18 protein-coding genes are annotated in these 18536 nt (G+C 34.1%); 7 read left to right on the top strand and 11 right to left on the bottom strand.

All coding sequences use genetic code 11. From position 1 onward, the window contains the following. The first annotated feature begins 14 nt into the window (after nucleotides 1-14). The 5 genes from L0669_RS08165 to L0669_RS08145 all read left to right on the top strand — a co-directional run bounded on the left by L0669_RS08165 (nucleotide 15) and on the right by L0669_RS08145 (nucleotide 3578). Nucleotides 15-536 (top strand): GNAT family N-acetyltransferase, encoded by a 522-nt coding sequence (locus L0669_RS08165; RefSeq protein ID WP_263762666.1) that lies wholly within the window; start codon nucleotides 15-17, stop codon nucleotides 534-536. A 261-nt stretch (nucleotides 537-797) separates the two neighbouring features. After that, the gene (locus tag L0669_RS08160) at nucleotides 798-1646 is read left to right on the top strand and encodes a bifunctional helix-turn-helix domain-containing protein/methylated-DNA--[protein]-cysteine S-methyltransferase (protein WP_263762664.1); all 849 of its coding nucleotides are present in this window, start codon (nucleotides 798-800) and stop codon (nucleotides 1644-1646) included. A gap of 198 nt (nucleotides 1647-1844) precedes the next feature. Further along, entirely contained in the window at nucleotides 1845-2558 is a 714-nt protein-coding gene (locus L0669_RS08155) for a 2OG-Fe(II) oxygenase (protein WP_263762662.1), read from the top strand. 185 nt (nucleotides 2559-2743) lie between these two features. Further along, entirely contained in the window at nucleotides 2744-2989 is a 246-nt protein-coding gene (locus L0669_RS08150) for an Ada metal-binding domain-containing protein (RefSeq protein WP_263762660.1), read from the top strand. After that, a complete protein-coding gene (locus L0669_RS08145; protein WP_263762658.1) occupies nucleotides 2976-3578 on the top strand; it encodes an alpha-ketoglutarate-dependent dioxygenase AlkB family protein in 603 nt (200 codons plus the stop codon). Before L0669_RS08150 ends, L0669_RS08145 begins: the two co-directional genes overlap by 14 nt. A gap of 51 nt (nucleotides 3579-3629) precedes the next feature. Here the strand turns inward: L0669_RS08145 and L0669_RS08140 are convergent, their stop codons facing one another. From L0669_RS08140 to L0669_RS08115, 6 genes are all read right to left on the bottom strand, one after another. After that, entirely contained in the window at nucleotides 3630-3983 is a 354-nt protein-coding gene (locus L0669_RS08140; protein ID WP_263762656.1) for a hypothetical protein, read from the bottom strand. Nucleotides 3984-4047: 64 nt separating this feature from the next. Continuing rightward, on the bottom strand, nucleotides 4048-4800 hold the full coding sequence (locus L0669_RS08135; protein ID WP_263762654.1) for an SDR family oxidoreductase: 753 nt from the start codon (nucleotides 4798-4800) through the stop codon (nucleotides 4048-4050). A gap of 67 nt (nucleotides 4801-4867) precedes the next feature. Continuing rightward, nucleotides 4868-5608 carry an SDR family oxidoreductase gene (locus tag L0669_RS08130; RefSeq protein ID WP_263762651.1) on the bottom strand — a complete coding sequence of 247 codons (741 nt, stop codon included), beginning with the start codon at nucleotides 5606-5608 and terminating at the stop codon, nucleotides 4868-4870. Between the two features lie 93 nt (nucleotides 5609-5701). Further along, on the bottom strand, nucleotides 5702-6628 hold the full coding sequence (locus tag L0669_RS08125; protein ID WP_263762649.1) for an AraC family transcriptional regulator: 927 nt from the start codon (nucleotides 6626-6628) through the stop codon (nucleotides 5702-5704). 29 nt (nucleotides 6629-6657) lie between these two features. After that, nucleotides 6658-6978: an MmcQ/YjbR family DNA-binding protein gene (locus L0669_RS08120; protein ID WP_263762647.1), complete on the bottom strand. Its 321-nt coding sequence runs from the start codon at nucleotides 6976-6978 to the stop codon at nucleotides 6658-6660. Between the two features lie 40 nt (nucleotides 6979-7018). Further along, nucleotides 7019-7774 (bottom strand): NUDIX hydrolase, encoded by a 756-nt coding sequence (locus tag L0669_RS08115; protein WP_263762645.1) that lies wholly within the window; start codon nucleotides 7772-7774, stop codon nucleotides 7019-7021. A gap of 386 nt (nucleotides 7775-8160) precedes the next feature. Here L0669_RS08115 and L0669_RS08110 point away from each other — a divergent pair, with 386 nt between their 5' ends. Together L0669_RS08110 and L0669_RS08105 are read left to right on the top strand one after the other, a co-directional pair. Continuing rightward, nucleotides 8161-8379, top strand: a complete 219-nt coding sequence (locus tag L0669_RS08110; RefSeq protein WP_232067452.1) for a hypothetical protein — start codon at nucleotides 8161-8163, stop codon at nucleotides 8377-8379. 352 nt (nucleotides 8380-8731) lie between these two features. After that, nucleotides 8732-10753, top strand: a complete 2022-nt coding sequence (locus L0669_RS08105) for a DUF3857 domain-containing protein (protein WP_263762644.1) — start codon at nucleotides 8732-8734, stop codon at nucleotides 10751-10753. A 55-nt stretch (nucleotides 10754-10808) separates the two neighbouring features. Here L0669_RS08105 and L0669_RS08100 read toward each other — a convergent pair whose 3' ends face one another. The 5 genes from L0669_RS08100 to L0669_RS08080 form a co-directional block, all read right to left on the bottom strand. Next, nucleotides 10809-13034, bottom strand: coding sequence for a glycoside hydrolase family 3 N-terminal domain-containing protein (locus L0669_RS08100; RefSeq protein WP_263762643.1), 2226 nt, complete (start codon nucleotides 13032-13034; stop codon nucleotides 10809-10811). A gap of 14 nt (nucleotides 13035-13048) precedes the next feature. Next, nucleotides 13049-14473 (bottom strand): glycoside hydrolase family 30 protein, encoded by a 1425-nt coding sequence (locus tag L0669_RS08095; RefSeq protein WP_263762642.1) that lies wholly within the window; start codon nucleotides 14471-14473, stop codon nucleotides 13049-13051. A 1-nt stretch (nucleotide 14474) separates the two neighbouring features. Continuing rightward, a complete protein-coding gene (locus L0669_RS08090; protein WP_263762641.1) occupies nucleotides 14475-15314 on the bottom strand; it encodes an endonuclease/exonuclease/phosphatase family protein in 840 nt (279 codons plus the stop codon). Nucleotides 15315-15537: 223 nt separating this feature from the next. Then, the gene (locus L0669_RS08085) at nucleotides 15538-17010 is read right to left on the bottom strand and encodes a glycoside hydrolase family 30 protein (RefSeq protein WP_263762640.1); all 1473 of its coding nucleotides are present in this window, start codon (nucleotides 17008-17010) and stop codon (nucleotides 15538-15540) included. Between the two features lie 22 nt (nucleotides 17011-17032). Beyond that, on the bottom strand, nucleotides 17033-18499 hold the full coding sequence (locus L0669_RS08080; protein ID WP_263762638.1) for a glycoside hydrolase family 30 protein: 1467 nt from the start codon (nucleotides 18497-18499) through the stop codon (nucleotides 17033-17035). Between the last annotated feature and the right edge of the window lie 37 nt (nucleotides 18500-18536).

The raw sequence follows: 18536 nt of genomic DNA, 5'->3' as shown, positions 1-18536 counted from the left end.
TTTCAAATCAACAAATGATAGTATCATTTGATCCTATCACAAACATTATTACCTTAAAAATCAAATCATTGATGTTTTTCAAAAAAGCCAAAATTTCAGATTTGAAAGAAATGCAGCAATTGTATATCGAAACCATACAATCTGTATGCAAAGACGATTATAATGTTGCGCAAAGAGAAGCCTGGAGTTCCGGTGTAAACAATACCGAGCGGTGGACAGAAGTTATCGAAACACAATTTGTTTTATTAGCCATCATTAAAGATCAAATCGCTGGTTTCGGAACTTTAAAAGATGGAAATTATATTGATTTCTTCTACATACATAAAGATTTTCAACGACAAGGAATTGCCAATAAACTTTTAACTGCACTTGAACTTGAGGTGAAAAATCACAATTCAAAAATCATAACATCAGATATTAGCATAACCGCAAAACCATTCTTTGAAAAGAAAGGATACATTGTAAAAGCTGAGCAAAAAAACATAAGATTAGGTATTGAATTGATTAATTACAAAATGGAAAAGCATTTATTGTAATAATCTCTCGCAAAGACGCAGAGTCGCAAAGTTCTATTTTAAAATTTAAGTCAATATTTATGAACATACTTTGTGCCCTTCGACTTCGCTCAGAGTGACAATATTGAAAAAAAACTTTGCGCCTTCGCGTCTTTGCGAGCAAAACTATCGCGAGCTTTGCGTAAACCTTAGCGTACTTTGCGGTTAAAAAAAAAGACAGCAAGTTTCGGATTTTATGCCCGCAAAAACCAATCGATATTTGCATTATAAAATTGAACGAAAATGAACACACAGGAAAACATCAATTATAATCGAATAGCCGATGCGATCGATTATATCAAAGTTAACTTTAAGGAACAACCCAACTTAGATGAGGTTGCCGAGAAAGTGCATTTAAGTCCGTTTCACTTTCAGCGCTTGTTTACCGAATGGGCAGGAACAAGCCCTAAAAAGTTTTTGCAATATATTAGTGTCGAACACGCCAAAAAAATCCTCAAAGAAAACAAAGCCACTTTATCTGACGCCGCTTTTGATACCGGATTATCCGGAACAAGCCGACTTCATGATCTGTTTGTAAATATCGAGGGAATGACTCCCGCCGAATATAAAAATGGTGGTAAAAATCTCGAAATTAATTTCAGTTTTGCCGAAAGTCCGTTTGGGAATATTATCGTTGCGTCGACCAATAAAGGAGTTTGTTTTATGGCTTTCGCCGAAGATGAAGAAACCGGATATCAGAATTTAAAAGCCAAATTCCCAAATGCATCATTCTCCCGAAAATTGGATCTAGCACAACAAAATGCTTTATTTATTTTCCAAAACGACTGGAGTAAATTATCTGAAATCAAACTGCACTTAAAAGGAACTGATTTTCAATTGAAAGTTTGGGAAGCATTACTAAAAATCCCAATGGGACAACTTTCTACTTACGGTTCGATTGCACAGCAAATTGAGAAACCAAATGCATCAAGAGCTGTCGGAACTGCGATTGGCAGCAATCCAGTTGCCTTTTTAATTCCGTGTCATCGTGTTATTCAGTCTTCAGGAACCTTTGGCGGTTACATGTGGGGAAACACCCGTAAAACGGCTATTATTGGTTGGGAAGGCGCGCAGATAAATCCAACAATCTAAAAATATTATCAATTGTTACGATTGATATAATATTTTCAACACAAAGTATATCGTAGAGACGCACAACAGTGCGTCTACACAAAGATTGTCGACAAAAATCTTCGTGGCAATACGTCACGTTAGACGCACTGCTGTGCGTCTCTACAATAAAAAAATACGCAAAAAATTCTTTGGCATTTAATCTTATCTAAAATTATTATGCAAAATATACAATCAAAAATTGCTTCTCTTAATTGGGAAAGCATCACCGAATCTATGCACGAAAATGGGTTTGCAATTATTCCAAACGTGCTCAATAACGAACAATGCGAAGATTTAAAATTCGATTATGATAACCCGACTTTATATCGAAAAACGGTTGTTATGGAACGTTACCGATTTGGTTTAGGCGAATATAAATACTTCAATTATCCATTGCCGGATTTAATCCAAAGTATTCGAACTAGTATTTATCCTAAATTAGCACCAATTGCAAATGCCTGGATGAAAGTCTTAAATATAAATACCGTTTTTCCTGAAGCACATGAAAAACTATTAGAACAATGTCACGCCAATAATCAGCTCAAAGCAACGGTTTTGATTTTAAAATACGGCAAAAGCGGATTTAATACGTTACATCAGGATTTGTATGGCGATGTTTATTTCCCCATTCAAATTGTACTTTTCCTCAACGAACCTGATGAAGATTTTACCGGTGGCGAATTTGTTTTGACGCAACAAACTCCACGAGCACAATCGAAAGCTATTGTCCTGAAACCCAAAAAAGGTGATATTTTAGTTTTTACAACCAATTTCAGACCCGTAAAAGGCACAAAGGGATATTATCGTGTAAATATGAAACATGGCGTGAGTGAGATTCATTCAGGCGAACGACATACGTTAGGGATTATTTTTCATGATGCGTTGAGTTAAGGTTCAAAGGCGCAAAGGTTCAGAGTCTCAGAGGTTTCAAAACACCGTATATCCTTAGAGGCTAACAGCAGTGCGTCTGACATCATGTTCTTTTGCCACGAATTCACGAATTATTTTTAAAATCTATACGAATAGAATTGATTTAATTCGTGAATTCGTGGCGGAAAAACCAAACACACACCATTATGCTACAACACAACAAAATTTCAGATTTAGATCTCCGAAATAAAATTAAAAATGCAGAAATTTGCTTCGGTGGAAACCGAAAACTAAAAATCTACGGGACTTTAAAATGTTCGTCAGGAAAAAGAATGAAACGTGAAAATCGGGTTTTCTTTTTATCTGAAAATGAAGCCAGACAAAATGGTTTCAGACCTTGCGGACATTGCATGAAAACCGAATATCAAAACTGGAAAAATGGACTTATTTAATCCCGAAACTGACGATAATTTACTTCCTAAAGACGGAACTGTAAATTATTATGGTAAACTTTTTTCGAGAGAAAAAGCAAATCATTATCTGGACATACTTTTGAATACCATCGAATGGAAAAATGATGAAGCTATTATCTTCGGGAAATTGATTCTTACCAAACGAAAAGTGGCCTGGTACGGAGATTCTGGTTTTGAATATACGTATTCGAATACCACAAAAAAAGCCCTTCCTTGGACAAAGGAACTTCTGGAATTAAAAGCGATTATTGAACAAGAAACAGGCGAAACATTCAATTCTTGTTTACTCAACTTATATCATTCCGGCGATGAAGGAATGGCGTGGCACAGTGATGCCGAAAAAGATTTAAAGAAAAACGGCGCCATTGGTTCTGTAAGTTTTGGTGCTGAAAGAAAGTTTGCTTTCAAACACAAAGAAACAAAAGAAACCGTTTCATTAATCTTAGAACACGGTAGTTTATTGGTGATGAAAGACACGACACAAACGCATTGGTTACATCGTTTACCCCCCACCAAAACAACACAAAAACCCCGGGTAAATTTGACTTTTAGAACTATTGTGGAATAAATACACATTTGTAAACCCGACAGGTTTTTGAAACCTGTCGGGTTTGTTAATTCAAAAGAAATTTAGAAAAGGATATTTCCAATACACCAAAACAATATTCATTAATAAAAATGGTATTTCGATAACTGCTCCTTTTATATTTTGGTTTTGAATTTGGAGGAAAATTAAAAGTACAATAGTTGCTCCCATTATTAAATTGCCCATAAAAAAACTTTTCGGATGAATTATCAAAATAGCACTAATTAAAGTAACTATTCCGAACAACAGAATTTCAGTATTATTGAAATTTAAATCTTCCAGCATTTTTACTATTTGGGGCGAACCACTTATCATGGAATACCCTTGTTTTATTCCCATAAAAACGACAAACAGCAATAATCCTGAATGTATTATTTTTAATATCATATTTTTAAAATTAAAAAAAGCAGCAAAATATTGAGATATTTTACTGCTTTTTGATTCTTGTCTTTTAGTTTGTTGCTCCTCCATTTACCAATAAATGTTGTCCGTTAACGAAAGAAGATAAATCGCTGGCAAAAAATTCAGCTACATTGGCAACATCTTCCACTTCTGCCAAACGCTGCATTGGGCAACTGTCTAGTAATTGTTTTCTTAATTCGGGATAACTATTGGCTTCTGCAAAAATCCCGGAATGATCGACTGCAAACGGAATAATAGAATTTACGGTAATACCTTTATGACCAATTTCTTTAGAAAGGATATCTACCAGGTATCTCGGCGTAGTTTTACTTCCGCCATAAACCGCCATTCCCGGAACTGGGAAAGAAGTTGTGCTTGACGCGATATAGATAATTCTTCCGTTATTTTCAACGTGTTTTGCGGCTTGTTGCAAAGTAAAATACGTTCCTTTTGTATTGATCGAAAACACTTTATCGAATTGTTCTTCGGTAAATTCAGTTACAGGAACTTCGACCATTTCGATTCCGGCATTGGCTACCACAATATCTATTTTTCCGAAAGTTTTTTTGGCTTCACTAAATAAATATTCTAAATCGGCTACTTTGCTTACATCTGCTTTTATCGCAATTGCTTTTACGCCCATCGCCAGAACATTACTCAAAACTTCATCGGCGGAAGCCTTGTCTCTTGAATAATTAATAACGACATCTGCTCCTAAAGCGGCATAACGTTCTGCGATTGCTTTTCCTAATCCTCTTGCTGATCCTGTAATAAGGGCTACTTTATTTTTTAAATTTTTCATAATTTAGATTTTTAGATTTTTTGACATTGAAATTGTAATTGATTTTTGACATTGAAACTGCCATTGCTTACGCCATTCCTCCGTTTACGCCAATGTTTTGTGCTGTGATCCATTTGGCATTATCACTCGCCAAAAACACTACGATTTTTGCAATATCGTCCGGTTCTCCTAATCGATTGAAGGCAGAAAGTGAAGCCAAACGATCTATTACTTCCTGAGGTTTTCCGTTGGTAAATAATTCAGTGTTAGTTGGTCCCGGAGAAACTGAGTTTACATTGATTCCTTTGCTTCCTACTTCTTTAGAAAATACTCGGGTTAATTGTTCTACAGCAGCTTTGGTAGCTACATAAGTTCCATAAGATGGCAACATAATACGATTTACAGAAGTCGAGAAATTGATGATACTGCCGTTGTTTTCAAGACGGGTTGCAGCTTCGCGCATCGTGTTGAAAGTGCCTTTTACATTGATGTCGAATTGTCTGGAGAAATCCTCATCGGTAGTATCTTTGATGAGTTTGGTAATCATGATTCCTGCGTTGTTTACCAACACATCTATTTTACCAAAATGCGCTATTGCAATATCAAACAAGTTTTTTACTTCGTCAGTTTTACTTACGTCGGCCTGAACTGCGATTGCATCTCCGCCTTTTGCAATAATTTGTTCAACTACTTTATCAGCAGCCTCTTTGTTACCTGAATAGTTCACGATTACTTTGGCTCCAGCCTCTGCAATTTGATTGGCAATTCTAGCTCCAATTCCTCTTGAAGCTCCTGTAACTAATACTACTTTTCCGTTTAACGTTTCCATTTTTTCTTTGTTTTAAAATTATAGTACAAAGATCCGATGGAGGTGCTTCTGAAAAAGTACGCGTTTTACAGCAAAAGATGCAAATTTCTAAGATTAGGCTTTTTTGTGTTCCTTTTTGTAATTGGCAGGTGTAGTTTGGGTATTTTTTTTGAAGTAATTACTAAAATGAGCCGACTCTGTAAAGCCCAGAAGAAAGGCAATTTCTTTGATACTCATTTCTGAATTCTGAAGTAATGATTTGGCTTCGGCAATAGTTTTCTCGGACAACCAGGTCATGATGGTTTTTCCGGTTTTGGTTTTGATTACATTACTAAGATAATTAGGATGCAGACTTTGGAGTTCGGCATAATCGTTTACACGAAAGATTCTTTCGGTTTTATGATGTACTAAATCACGGTAATGGTTTTCTACATTTTGTTTGAAGGTTTTTACGATTTGAGAACTTCTGTTTCCTTCGTATATTGGGTCGTAATCTTTCCAGAAATGTTCTTTTATTTTTAGAAGAATAACAATAAATAAGTTGCCAATGATTCTATATTTATAAATCGAATTCTCATGGTATTCTTTATGGATCTGAAGGTACAGACGTTCCATTTCGGCGAAAGCCTCAACTTCCATTTTTTTAGGCTGAATGGTTTCTGTTAGCAAAAAAGAAAATTCATTGAAAATATCGTGATGTAAATTCTCTTTCAGGAAAGTTTCATCAAAAGTAATTAGGTAGATTTCGTCGATCGTATTCCATCTGAAAGTTCTGTAATTACTCGGGTTTGTAAAATAGATAGAACCGGGCAGAATTTCGAAAGTATTTCCATCAATGGTATATTGTCCTGAACCACTTTTTACAAAAACAAAAGAAAAATAATTAGGACGAAAAACAGGCGATTGATACGGTAACTCAAACGGAATATCGATCAGATTATGAATCGTAAATCCTGAATCCTGATGAATTAAATCTACCGGAAGCCCTAAATCATTATATAAATCATACAATGTTTTGGATATGATTTCTTTTTCTTTCATGTGGTATTTTTAAATTTCAAAGATTGAAATTACTTCTTTTTTGGTGCAACATTCTGATAAGATAGTTTCAACGCATCTTCGAACATTTCTGGTCTTACTTTAGAAAGCTCAACAATTGTCCAGCCTTGTTTGCCCCATTTATTCGGTATCGGATAAAAAATCATTTCGCTTGACGCACAAAAAACAGATTGATCTATTTCGTTTAATTTCAAAATTGCATGATGATTCATTTCATCAAAAGTGGCAAAAATCTTTTTGTTGACACGAAACGAAGTCTTCTCGAAATGTGGTTCTTCGATTGCATTTTCGAATGATAAGGCTAATTTTCTAAATGTGTCAATATTTATCATATCGTATTAATTTAGTAGCTGTTGAAGCCTAACACAAAATTTACCAACCTTGATTCAAGCCATTTTTAAGGACTTCTTCGTATTTGTCTTTATCAAAAGTATAAAGATTTGGTGCTTTATGTGCTACGTTACTTTTCTTTTCGTCGAGTTTATTTAAGATGCCAATATTGTTTATTTTACGCAGAAAGTTTCTTCTGTCGAGTTTTTTATCCAAAATCGTTTCATACAATTTTTGCAGTTCCGGCATCGTAAATTTTTCAGGCAATAAATTATATCCAACCGGCATTAAATTCAGTTCAATTCTGAGAGTGTCTAATGCTTTATCTAAAATTTCTTTGTGATCTAAAATAAGTTCAGGCACTTCTTTATGATCAATCCATTCTATAACTTCTTCTTTATTGGCAGATTTCGGAATTGTTTTTAAAAAATCGACCAAAGCATAATACCCAATCGTTACAAAACGCTGTGTGAGCCATTTTCCTTTTGCTTCTTCAATTTTTAAAAATTCTAAAACTTCTTTGCTAAAATGCTGATCGTTGCGTTTTATCTTTCCAAAAGTGGCAAATTGTCTCAGGAAAATACCTTCTACTCCTGTTCTTTCATTTAAAACCGTTACCGCTGCGGTATCAATATCCTGATCAATAGGGATAAAACCACCTGGTAATGACCATTTTTCGCTATGCGGAATTTTAATTAATAAAACCTTTAGCTGATTGTCATGAAAACCAAAAATCACACAATCTATCGAAAGTCCGGGTTGATAATTTTGATTATTTTCTATAATGTCTTTTAACATTTACTGCTTATTAATTACAACTTTCGTTTTCGATTTGGCTCTGCAATTTAAAGCATTTTTATAAAACCAAAACATTTTTATCCAATTCAGCTTAATAAGTCTGAAAAAAACAGGCTTCAAAAGAAGTGTTAAAATCACAATTTTTCAGTTAAAAAACAAACAACAAATTAAAAAAATAAGTACATTGCGTCATAATAACACATTAAGTATTTATTTTGTTGTTTTTTCAACTTATAAGCGTCTTAAAAAAGTTATAACCTATTAGTTATCAGTTTTAAAATTGTAATTTTTAACGAAAAATCACAATAAATAATCTATCTGAGTATAGAACCATTAATGATTTGAATATGAGCATTCCTGATTTAGAAAAACTCAATAAAAAATTTATGAAGAGGATTTACTCTTCTTTCGGATTAGTATCAAAAAATGATCTTTTAGAAGCTTCTATAAAGTATAGCGAAGAGCAGGAAAAAATTTTCAACGAAATGATTGTTGAAACTGATGCCAAAAATACCAAAGCAAAACGCGAAGCTTTTGACAAAGCATTATTTGCCTCTTATAAAGGAATTGGCGCTATGGATTTTATAAATACTGTTTTAAAATAAATCCTGATATTAACAAATTCTGCTAGATGTATAAATCTTTTAAGATCAATAATCAAATAAATATGAACCTTGCTAAATGCGAGGTTTTTTTATTTTTACAAATTCCTCTACAATAAAACATTACAGAATCTTGCTGCTTTTTTTTATTTAAAATTAAAATTTAGCCGTAATAAAAAATTGATATTTTTTACAATTTCAATTGTCAATGTCAATAAAATGACGCAATTTTATTAAGAAAAATTAAATTAATTAATTTTAACAATCATTAAGTATTTCAAAACTCTTTATTTTTGTCAGTCATAAAAAATAAGATTATACTTATCTTAATTATTAAAATATTAAAAACACATCGATGGAAAATCTTATTCAGTCAGAGAATTACAAAATTCAAAAACCAGCAGAATGGGCTACTAATATTAATGACAATCAACTTATTGAATACATTAAGGAATCAGATTTTGCAAGTAAACAGATAGATGAAGGACGTGATTATTGCTACTTTTTAGATAAAATTTATTATACAAGTGATGAGGAAAATAGCGAATATGCTTGTGTAGCTTATACGCTTAACGAGCCTGCTAATCTTGAAAATGCTTCGGTGATGGATGTTGTAGTCGAAGAAAATGAAACTTACATTATACACAGAATAAGCGTTTTGAGAGAAGGTGTTTTGGTTGACAAAATTCCTGATACGAAAATTAAAGTATTAGACAGCGAAAACCAGAGTGATGGCGGTGTTTTAAGCAGCAATAAAAAAATTAATATTACGATAAAAGATTTACGTCTTTACGATGTTTTGATCATGGAAGATTCGAGAGTAAAAGTGTTTACAGAACGTGACTTTTTACGTAAGGAATTTTCTAAGTTCGTTTGGGTGAGTCCAAGTACTTATTGGGCTTACGGAAGTTATAAGTTTACTTTTATCAATGATCGCAAAAAAAATATTGCTTACAAAAAAACGTTCTTTAGAGATGAAGAGGGGAATGTATTGGCTCCGGAAATTAACTATTTAGAAAAGGGTCAAAAATTTACTATCGAAAAAGAAAACTACATCAATTTTGTAGATACGAATAGAGAAATTGCTCCTTTTATCGATTTTGCGACTGATAGTAACTGGATCGACTTATCGAATTATATTTCTCCTTTGTATGAAGAGGTTTATGCTAAATCGTCTTTACAGGAATTTGCTCCTAACTTGGTCGAAAAACTGGATGCTATTACCAACAAAGATGAACAATTGCAGTTTGCGATAGATTATGTGCAAAATCATGTGTATTATGTTTTTAATGCTGATGAAATGAATGGGCACAAACCTCAGGAACCTTCGATCACGTATCAAAACAAACAAGGAGACTGCAAGGCAAAATGTGTTTTACTAAAAGTAATTTTAGATTATATCAAAGTCGATTCGTCTGTGGTTTTGGTAAATTTCAATACAGATCATTACCTTAAATATTACTTGCCTTCTTTATTGACTTTTAATCATGTTATTGTAAAAATCGATTATAAAGGCGAAACGTATTTTATTGATGCTACAAGTCGTGATGAATTTGGATTGATCGAAAATCGCGGTTTTATTTACTTCATGCATTATTTAGAAGTAAAACCTAATCAGGATTTACAAATAAAAAAATCGCATAAATTTCCTTATTATGGTATAAATGAAAAAGCTGAATTTAATGTTCAGAATAATACTGGAAAGCTTTCGCTAACGACTACTTACAAAGGAAATCGCGCCAATTATATGCGTAAGTATTTTAAAAACACCAATAAAAGAGAAATCATTGACAGCTGGAATAATTTCTTTTTTTATACGCTGAATTACAATAACGACAGAAACGGAACTGATGTTCGAAATATATTTAAGGATGCTACAATCGAAACAATAAGTGATGATAAAAAGCTGAATGAATATACCATTCAGTACAAAGCTACGGTTGAAGATCCATATTATACAGATCCTCAAAAGAATCGTTTCTTAATGTATTTTGATCGAAATGTGATTAAAAATAATGCTCGCGACTTTTTGCATACTGATATCGCCTTCTGGCATAATTTTGATAACGAAAAGTACGAAATCAACCTTTACACAGATCAAAGAATAGATGTTGAAGAGAAATTTACAGCTCAGGAAAGCAACATTAAAAATCCGTATTTTGATTATACAAGCCGAAAAAAGATCACAAAAAATGGCGCTACAATAAACATCGATTTTACACCATTGGTTAATTTAGAAATTCCGCCTGCAGATTTTGAAGAATTTAGAAATGCGCATCACGAGGTTGCAGATAGCAATTTCGGACTGGGAATTGACATTATCGAACAGGGCTTTATGAATTTAATGAAGTTTAATTTCAAAAAACTGGTAAAATAATTATAACAAAAAAGGGCTTCGTTTTGAAGCCCTTTTTTATTGCTATTGAATTGTTTTACAACAACTCAAAATTAGATTTTAATTTGATATCTGCTGATGAAGCTCCAATCATTACTTCGAAATCTCCCGATTCTGCAACAAATTCTAATTTATCATTGTAGAAAGAAAGTTTTTCTTTGTCGATTGTAAATTCGATTGTTTTAGATTCTCCTGCATTTAATTTTATCTTTTGAAAATCTCTCAATTCTAAAACCGGTCTTACAACTGATCCAAATTTATCTTTTAAGTACAATTGCACTACTTCTTCTCCGGCTACTTTTCCAGCATTCGATAATTGAAATGAAACTTTAATGGTTTCATTATTTTTCATTTTAGTCGAAGATAACTTCAAATCTGAATAGTTGAATTTAGTATAACTCAAACCATATCCAAACGGAAATTTAGGTGAGTTTTTTAAATCAATATATGCTGAAACATAATTTTTTGAATCTTCGTCTTTAGCTGGTCTTCCTGTACTATAGTGATTGTAGTAAATTGGAATTTGTCCTACTTCTCTCGGGAAAGTCATTGGTAATTTTCCAGACGGATTATAATCTCCAAACAAAACATTAGCGATTGCATTTCCTGCCTCAGTTCCTAACCACCAAGTGTAAACAATTGCAGGAACGTTATCTGCAGTCCAGTTAAAAATAAGAGGTCTTCCTGCATTTACCAAAACTACAACTGGTTTTCCGGTAGCCTGAATTGCTTTTACTAAATCTTCCTGAACGCCAGGCAAATGAATATCGCTTCGGCTTTTTGCCTCACCACTCATGTCGCGTCTTTCTCCAATACTCAAAATAACAACATCAGCTTGTTTGGCAGTTGCAACTGCTTCTGCAAAACCATCTTTATTGTCTCCGTCAACTTCACAACCTTTAGCGTAAAGCAACTTGGTATTTTTACCTACTTTATTTTGTAAACCATCCCATTGCGAAACGATCCATTTATTATAATCTACTTCAGGTAATTCTACAGACCAGAATCCCATATTTTCTTTGTACTCTTTTACCATTGGCCCGATAAACGCAATTGTTTTCAGGTTTTTAGAAAGTGGTAAAGTTTCGTTTTCGTTCTTTAATAAAACGATACTTTTTTGCGCTACATCAAGAGCTGCTTTTCTGTGTTCCGGATTGCTCAAGGCTTTATCAGCTCTTTTTTGATCTGAATATTTGTATGGATCATCAAATAATCCTAATTCGAATTTCTTGCGAAGAATTCTTTTTACTGCATCATCAATTAATTCAACAGGTACTTTTCCTTCTTTAACCAAATCAGCTAAATGATATCTGTAAGCATTACTTTCCATATCCATATCGCTTCCGGCAGTAATTGCAGAAAGTGCTGCGGCTTTAAGATCTTTCGAATATCCGTGCGCTACCATTTCGCCAATCGAACCCCAGTCAGAAACTACGAATCCCTGAAAGTTCCATTTTCCTTTTAAGATATCACGTTGTAAATGTGCATTTCCTGTAGCAGGAATTCCGTTTAAATCGTTGAATGAGTTCATGAAAGTTGCTGCTCCTGCATCAAGAGCGGCTTTAAATGGTGGTAAATAAGTTTCCCATAACATTCTTTCGCTCATATCCACTGAGTTATAATCTCTTCCGCCCACTGCTGCACCATAAGCTGCAAAGTGTTTTACGCAAGCCATAACTGAGTTTAAATCGCCTAATTTATTTCCCTGAAATCCTTTTACTCTTGCATAAGCAATTTTAGATCCTAAGTAAGTATCTTCTCCGGCACCTTCCATAACACGTCCCCAACGAGGATCACGGCTAATGTCTACCATTGGTGCAAATGTCCAGTGAATTCCGCTTGCAGAAGCTTCTACGGCAGCAACTCTTGCAGCTAATTCAATGGCTTGTAAATCCCAACTTGCAGCCTCGGCCAACGGAAGCGGGAAAGTTGTTTTATAACCATGAATTACATCCTGACCAAATAACAACGGAATTTTAAGACGTGATTGCATTGCCAGTTCCTGATATTGTCTGGTGTATTTTGTACCCACAATATTTAACATAGAACCTATAAGTCCTGCTTTTATCTCGGCTTGTTTGTTTGGGTTAATTGTGATTGGTCCTGTTGCCGAATTATCTCCCGTATATTGATTAAGCTGACCAATTTTTTCTTCGATGGTCATTTTTTTCAATAGAGCATTTACTTTTTGATCTATTGTTTCTTGTTGTGCTGCCGCAAAAAGCGATACCATCAACAAGGCAAATGTGGTTAATTTCTTCATGAATTTAATTTTGATTACCAAACATAAGTAGCCACAGCACCTGCGTTTAAGGTAGTTGAAAATTGTTTTTGATTGTATTTTATATTAAATGTTTCTGTTGTAGTTCCGTCGTTTTCTACAATTAAAACCGTTTGTCCTGATGGCGTTTTAAAAGCGACATTGTATAAATTTCCGCTAATATTACTTCCTATTCTTACTGATCCTTCAGGAACAAATTTTGATGCATGACCTATTATATAATAACCCACTTCTCTTTTGATATTCTGAGCCTGATCGATCATTAACGCTCCTTTACAAGTAGAGCATCCCCCTGGTGTAAATGGTTTGTAATACTCATCATTTGCTAATCCCCACGAAAGCGCATTTACGCTCCAGTTACGCATAGAACCAATAACAACATTTTTTACACTCCATTTTAAGTCAGATTCGAAACTGCTTTTTGATCCTGTATATTGTTCGGTAAAATACAAATCTTTATTTGGAAATGCATCATGAACCGTAGATAATGCGCTGATATCTCCTTCATACAAATGAAATGCAGAACCTGCTACAAAAGGATTCGCTTTTGGATCTTTTAAAATCGTTAAAGGATATTCGGGTTTGTTACAGTTGTGATCGTAAATCACAATTTTGGTTTTGATTTTAGCTTTCGCGAAAGCGGGACCTAAATGATTGCCAATAAAATCTGCCTGTTGTTCAGCAAGCATTAACAAACTTGGATTGTTTCCCGGATGCAATGGCTCATTTTGAGGTGTAATCGCATCAATTACAATTCCGTGCGATTTCATTGCCTGAATATATTTTACAAAATACTCCGCATAAACCTGATAGTATTTTGGTTGAAGACTTCCGCCTTTTGAGCTTCCGTTGTCTTTCATCCAAACTGGAGGCGACCACGGAGAACCCATAATTTTTATTTTTGGATTAATAGCTAAAATTTCTTTTAACAAAGGCACAACGTCGTTTAAATCCGGACCTAAATCAAATTTTTCCAGTTTTAAATCAGTTTCACCTTCCGGTAAATCATCATACGAAAAAACTTTTTCATTCAAATCAGAAGCTCCAATACTAATACGAAGGTAACTTAAACCAATGGCATCATCTTTTCTCGAAAACAATTCCTGAAGCAGAGCCTCTTTTTTTGCTTTATCCAGTTTTAAAATGGCCTGAGCGCTTCCTCCTGTCAAAGAAAATCCAAAACCTTCGATGGTCTGAAATTTTTCTGAAGGATTTACTTCAATAGTCTGGTTTGAATTCGTTTCTGCATTAAAAACTAAATCATTTTGCTTTTGAAGTTTTAAAGACTCATCAGTTGTTGTTATCCACGACTCTGCTTTATTAGAAGTGGCTGCTGCATTTTTTGAAGTTCCGCATTTTATCTGAACTGCAATAAGTGGCAGTAAAAGTAAAATTTGAAGTTTTTTGTTGATGTTTTTCATTTTAATCTATTTCTATTAAAACAGGTAAATGATCCGATGGATATTTTAAATCTTTAGAATCACTTAAAACTGCATGTTTTTGAATTTTTAATCCGCTGTTTTTTGAAACAAAAATATAATCGAGTAATAATGTTACAGGTTCGTTGTGTTTGAAATCGTTAAACGTTCCTGATGGTCCAAAAGGTTTTTCTTTCGAAACATCTTTGGTATCATCCATTACTTTTTTAATTTCTGCAATTTGTTTTGTATCTGGTTCTGAATTGAAATCTCCCATTAAAAATGCCGGATATTTCTTTGTATTCAATTCGCTTATTTTTTTCAAAGCAAGCTGTACGCCTTTTATTCTTGCTTCTTCTCCCATGTGATCAAGATGAAGATTAAAAACCCAAAATGTTTTTTTAGTTTTTAAATCTTTAAAAAGCCCGTATGTGCAAACTCTGTTACAAGCTGCGTCCCAACCTCTTGACACTACATTTGGAGTTTCTGATAACCAAAATGTATTTGACTGCTCTACTTTAAAGCGATCTTTTTTATAATAAATCGTACACGCCTCTCCTGTTCCTCCTTCTTCTCTTCCTACTCCAAATTTGTTATAATTTGGCAAAGCCGATGCAATATCTGTTACCTGACCTGGGGTTGCTTCCTGAACTCCAAAAACATCCGGGCTGTAAAATTGTATTTGAGAAGCAAAATAATCTTTTCGTTTTGGCCATGCATTTTCTCCATCAGAAGCAACATCTAAACGAATATTATAGGTCATGATTTTTAAATTTTGACCATAGAATGATCCACTTGCAAAAAGTAGGAATACTACTAAAATAATTTTGTTTATCTTTTTCATATTTAAAAAATTTTAATCGGTAAAGCTAATGTTTCTGTAGCCTTAAAGAAAAAAACTTATTTAAAAGTTATGTTAATTATGAATGTTAGAATCGTTAATATTAGATTTATCATCACTCTCTGCATTAAATATTTTAAATATAAAATTCTTACAGAATCATTTTACGTGAATTTGCCCTTCTGTGGAGTTTTCTCTTTAGCGAAGGAACTTTCAGAATTTTAAATTATTTCCAGGTATAAGTGGCTACAGATCCCCCTTGCAAAGAAGTAGTTACCCACTTACCATCGAATTTGATATTAAATATTTCAGCCGCTTGTCCGTCATTTTCAACAATTAAAACTTTTGATCCTGATGGCGTAATAAAAGCTACATTTTGCAAATTCCCACTTATATTACTTGCAATTCGTACTGATCCGGCGGGAACAAATTTAGAAGCGTGTGCTATAATATAATAAGCCACATTACGCTGAAAAGCTTCGTTTGATGTTACTGTTAATGCGCCTTTGCAGCTATTACATCCGCCTGAAGTGTACGGTCCAAAAGAGGCATTATTGGCTAAATTCCATTCTAATGCATTTTTGCTCCAATTACGCATTGAACCAATGATTACATTTTTAAGATGCCATTTTAAATCTCCGCCAAAATCTCCCGTAGAAGAAGTCCATTGCTCTGTGAAATAAATATTTTTATCCGGATAAGCATTGTAAACATTTGAAAGTGCGCTGATGTCTCCGGCGTATAAGTGAAATGCTGAACCATCAACAAATGGGTTTGCGGCAGGATCTCCTAAAATTGTTTTGGGGTATTCTGGCTTATCACAATTGTGATCGTAAGCAATAATTTTTGTCGCAATATTAGCCGCTTTAAATGCCGGACCTAAATTGTTTTTAATGAAATTAGTCTGCTCTAAAGCTGACATTTCCATACTTGGATTATTTCCACCATGAAGCGGTTCATTTTGAGGCGTTACGGCATCAATAACAATTCCTTCCGCTTTCATTTGCTGAATGTATTTTACAAAATATTTTGCGTAAACATCGTAGTATTGGGTTTGTAATCTTCCTCCAATAAAACTGTCTTTATCTTTCATCCAAAGTGGTGCTGACCAAGGCGTGGCCAGAATTAAGATCTTAGGATTAATAGCTAAAATTTCTTTTAAAAGAGCAATTACTCCTGTTTTGTCTTTCTCTAAACTAAACTTTGCTAAATCTAAATCGGTACTTCCTGTGGCAAGATCATCATAAGTAAACGGAGATGCATTCAAATCAGAAGCTCCAATACTTATTCGAATATAGCTGATACCAATAGAATTCTCTCCGGAACCAAATAGCTCCTGCAAAAGTGCACTTTTCTTAGTGGCTGTTAACTGATTAATTACATCAGCACTTCCGCCGGTTAAAGTATATCCAAAACCGTCGACAGTTTGGTATTTTTGAGCAGCATTTACTTCAATATTTGCATATGAATTACTGGTGGTGCCAAATCCTAAAACGCCGGTTTGTTTTGCCAGTAATACACTTTGGTCGCCTTTGGTAAGCCAAAAATCGACATCGTTTGTTACTACAACCGGAGGAGTTACTACTGGAGGTTTCACCACCGGATCAGCAGCATCACTAGACGAAGAGCAATTTGCCTGAGCAAAAGCTGCCAGAGCCAGGAACAATACTTTTATGGTGTTTTTAAAGTTTAATTTCATTTTATAGTTTTTAGTTTAGCACTTAGTATACAATAGTTTGCATAGCATGCGCCGGGATAGTTATAGTATTTTGCAAATCGTGGTTCATTAGGGTATAAACAATCTCCTTATCTGATTGGTTCATGACAATTGTAATTATTTTGCCATCAGAATTTTTAAATGAAGTGCTTATTAAATTTTTATCGCTTATGGTTTGAATTATTCTCTTTGCTCCAGGGCGAATAAATTTTGAAAGATGTCCGATATAATAATACATTGGTGTGTAAATTAGCTCATCTTTTGTGGTGTCAGCGTGAATTGGCGCAAAACAAAAATTCCCCACATGATTTGGTCCTCCGTTCTGGTCTAAAAGGATGTTCCAGTCTGTCCAGGCAACGGTTCCGTTATTGAAATCGTTAATCATATTAAGTCCGTATCGTTCTGCATTTCCCCAGAACTGAAATTTAGCTGCATCGAATTTTTCTATACAACCTTCGGTAAATATTAAATTTTTATTCGGAAATGCTTTGTGAACCTCTCCTACCGATTCAAATTTTGGAGCACCGCCGTTCCAGGTTTCGTACCAGTGAAATCCAATTCCCCAGGCATATTTTGAAACTTCAGGATCTGAAAACACAAGATTGGCTCTTGTTGTTAGCATATCTCCACGATTGTGATCCCAAATGATAACATTTTTAGCACCAAGTCCTTCTTTTTCTAAAGTGGGTCCAAGAAAGTTTTTCAGGAAATCTCTTTCTGCTTCGGGAGTATAAATACAAGATTCCCAACGTTGTTTTGCCATTGGCTCGTTTTGAATCGTTAATCCCCAAACCGGAATTCCTTCTTTTTCGTAAGCTTTTATAAATTTAACATAATAATTTGCCCATGACTGAGCGAACTCAGGCAATAAAACGCCGCCGTGCAAAATATCATTATTGTCTTTCATGAAAGCTGGGGGACTCCATGGGCTAACAAATAAAGTTAATTTCCCGCCGGCTGTTTCAATTGCTTTTTTGATTAATGGAATTCTGTATTTTCTATCGTGATCAATATTGAAGGTTTTTAAATCTTTATCTCCTTCCTGAACGTAGGTATAGCTGTCGCTGCTAAAATCGCAACTGTGAATATTTGTTCTGGCCAAAGAATAGCCAATTCCTTTGTTCTTATCGTAGTAAGCGGTAAGAAACTCTTTTTGCTTTTTTGGTGATAGTTTGGCAAAAACTTCAGCACTTGCATCAGTTATAGCTCCACCAATGCCAAGAAAAGTTTGATCTGTTTTTTCAGGATCTAAATTTATAGATACTGTTGAAGTTTTTTGTTGTGAAGTTGGTTTTGAAATGAAATTATTTGATAACGATAATCTCAGATTTGTGTTTTCGGCAGTAGTATAAACCTCTATTTTTTTATTTTTTTTTGATGTATGAGCATTTTGTCCAACAACCTTTGATGAAGAACAAATTAATTGCAGAACTAGTATTGGGGCTATTAAAATTCTATTGATGATTTTCATTGTACTTTCAAAAAAAACGATTTAATTTAAATTAAAT

It is taken from the genome of Flavobacterium bizetiae (assembly GCF_024271895.1).
GTDB lineage: Bacteria > Bacteroidota > Bacteroidia > Flavobacteriales > Flavobacteriaceae > Flavobacterium > Flavobacterium bizetiae.
Note: the sequence above shows the minus strand (reverse complement) of the source record. Positions and strands in the feature narration are given on the sequence as shown.

Coding starts and splice junctions, on each gene's coding strand:
- L0669_RS08165 (WP_263762666.1), top strand. CDS start 15: ATGATAGTATCATTTGATCCTATCACAAACATTATTACCTTAAAAATC.
- L0669_RS08160 (WP_263762664.1), top strand. CDS start 798: ATGAACACACAGGAAAACATCAATTATAATCGAATAGCCGATGCGATC.
- L0669_RS08155 (WP_263762662.1), top strand. CDS start 1,845: ATGCAAAATATACAATCAAAAATTGCTTCTCTTAATTGGGAAAGCATC.
- L0669_RS08150 (WP_263762660.1), top strand. CDS start 2,744: ATGCTACAACACAACAAAATTTCAGATTTAGATCTCCGAAATAAAATT.
- L0669_RS08145 (WP_263762658.1), top strand. CDS start 2,976: ATGGACTTATTTAATCCCGAAACTGACGATAATTTACTTCCTAAAGAC.
- L0669_RS08140 (WP_263762656.1), bottom strand. CDS start 3,983: ATGATATTAAAAATAATACATTCAGGATTATTGCTGTTTGTCGTTTTT.
- L0669_RS08135 (WP_263762654.1), bottom strand. CDS start 4,800: ATGAAAAATTTAAAAAATAAAGTAGCCCTTATTACAGGATCAGCAAGA.
- L0669_RS08130 (WP_263762651.1), bottom strand. CDS start 5,608: ATGGAAACGTTAAACGGAAAAGTAGTATTAGTTACAGGAGCTTCAAGA.
- L0669_RS08125 (WP_263762649.1), bottom strand. CDS start 6,628: ATGAAAGAAAAAGAAATCATATCCAAAACATTGTATGATTTATATAAT.
- L0669_RS08120 (WP_263762647.1), bottom strand. CDS start 6,978: ATGATAAATATTGACACATTTAGAAAATTAGCCTTATCATTCGAAAAT.
- L0669_RS08115 (WP_263762645.1), bottom strand. CDS start 7,774: ATGTTAAAAGACATTATAGAAAATAATCAAAATTATCAACCCGGACTT.
- L0669_RS08110 (WP_232067452.1), top strand. CDS start 8,161: ATGAAGAGGATTTACTCTTCTTTCGGATTAGTATCAAAAAATGATCTT.
- L0669_RS08105 (WP_263762644.1), top strand. CDS start 8,732: ATGGAAAATCTTATTCAGTCAGAGAATTACAAAATTCAAAAACCAGCA.
- L0669_RS08100 (WP_263762643.1), bottom strand. CDS start 13,034: ATGAAGAAATTAACCACATTTGCCTTGTTGATGGTATCGCTTTTTGCG.
- L0669_RS08095 (WP_263762642.1), bottom strand. CDS start 14,473: ATGAAAAACATCAACAAAAAACTTCAAATTTTACTTTTACTGCCACTT.
- L0669_RS08090 (WP_263762641.1), bottom strand. CDS start 15,314: ATGAAAAAGATAAACAAAATTATTTTAGTAGTATTCCTACTTTTTGCA.
- L0669_RS08085 (WP_263762640.1), bottom strand. CDS start 17,010: ATGAAATTAAACTTTAAAAACACCATAAAAGTATTGTTCCTGGCTCTG.
- L0669_RS08080 (WP_263762638.1), bottom strand. CDS start 18,499: ATGAAAATCATCAATAGAATTTTAATAGCCCCAATACTAGTTCTGCAA.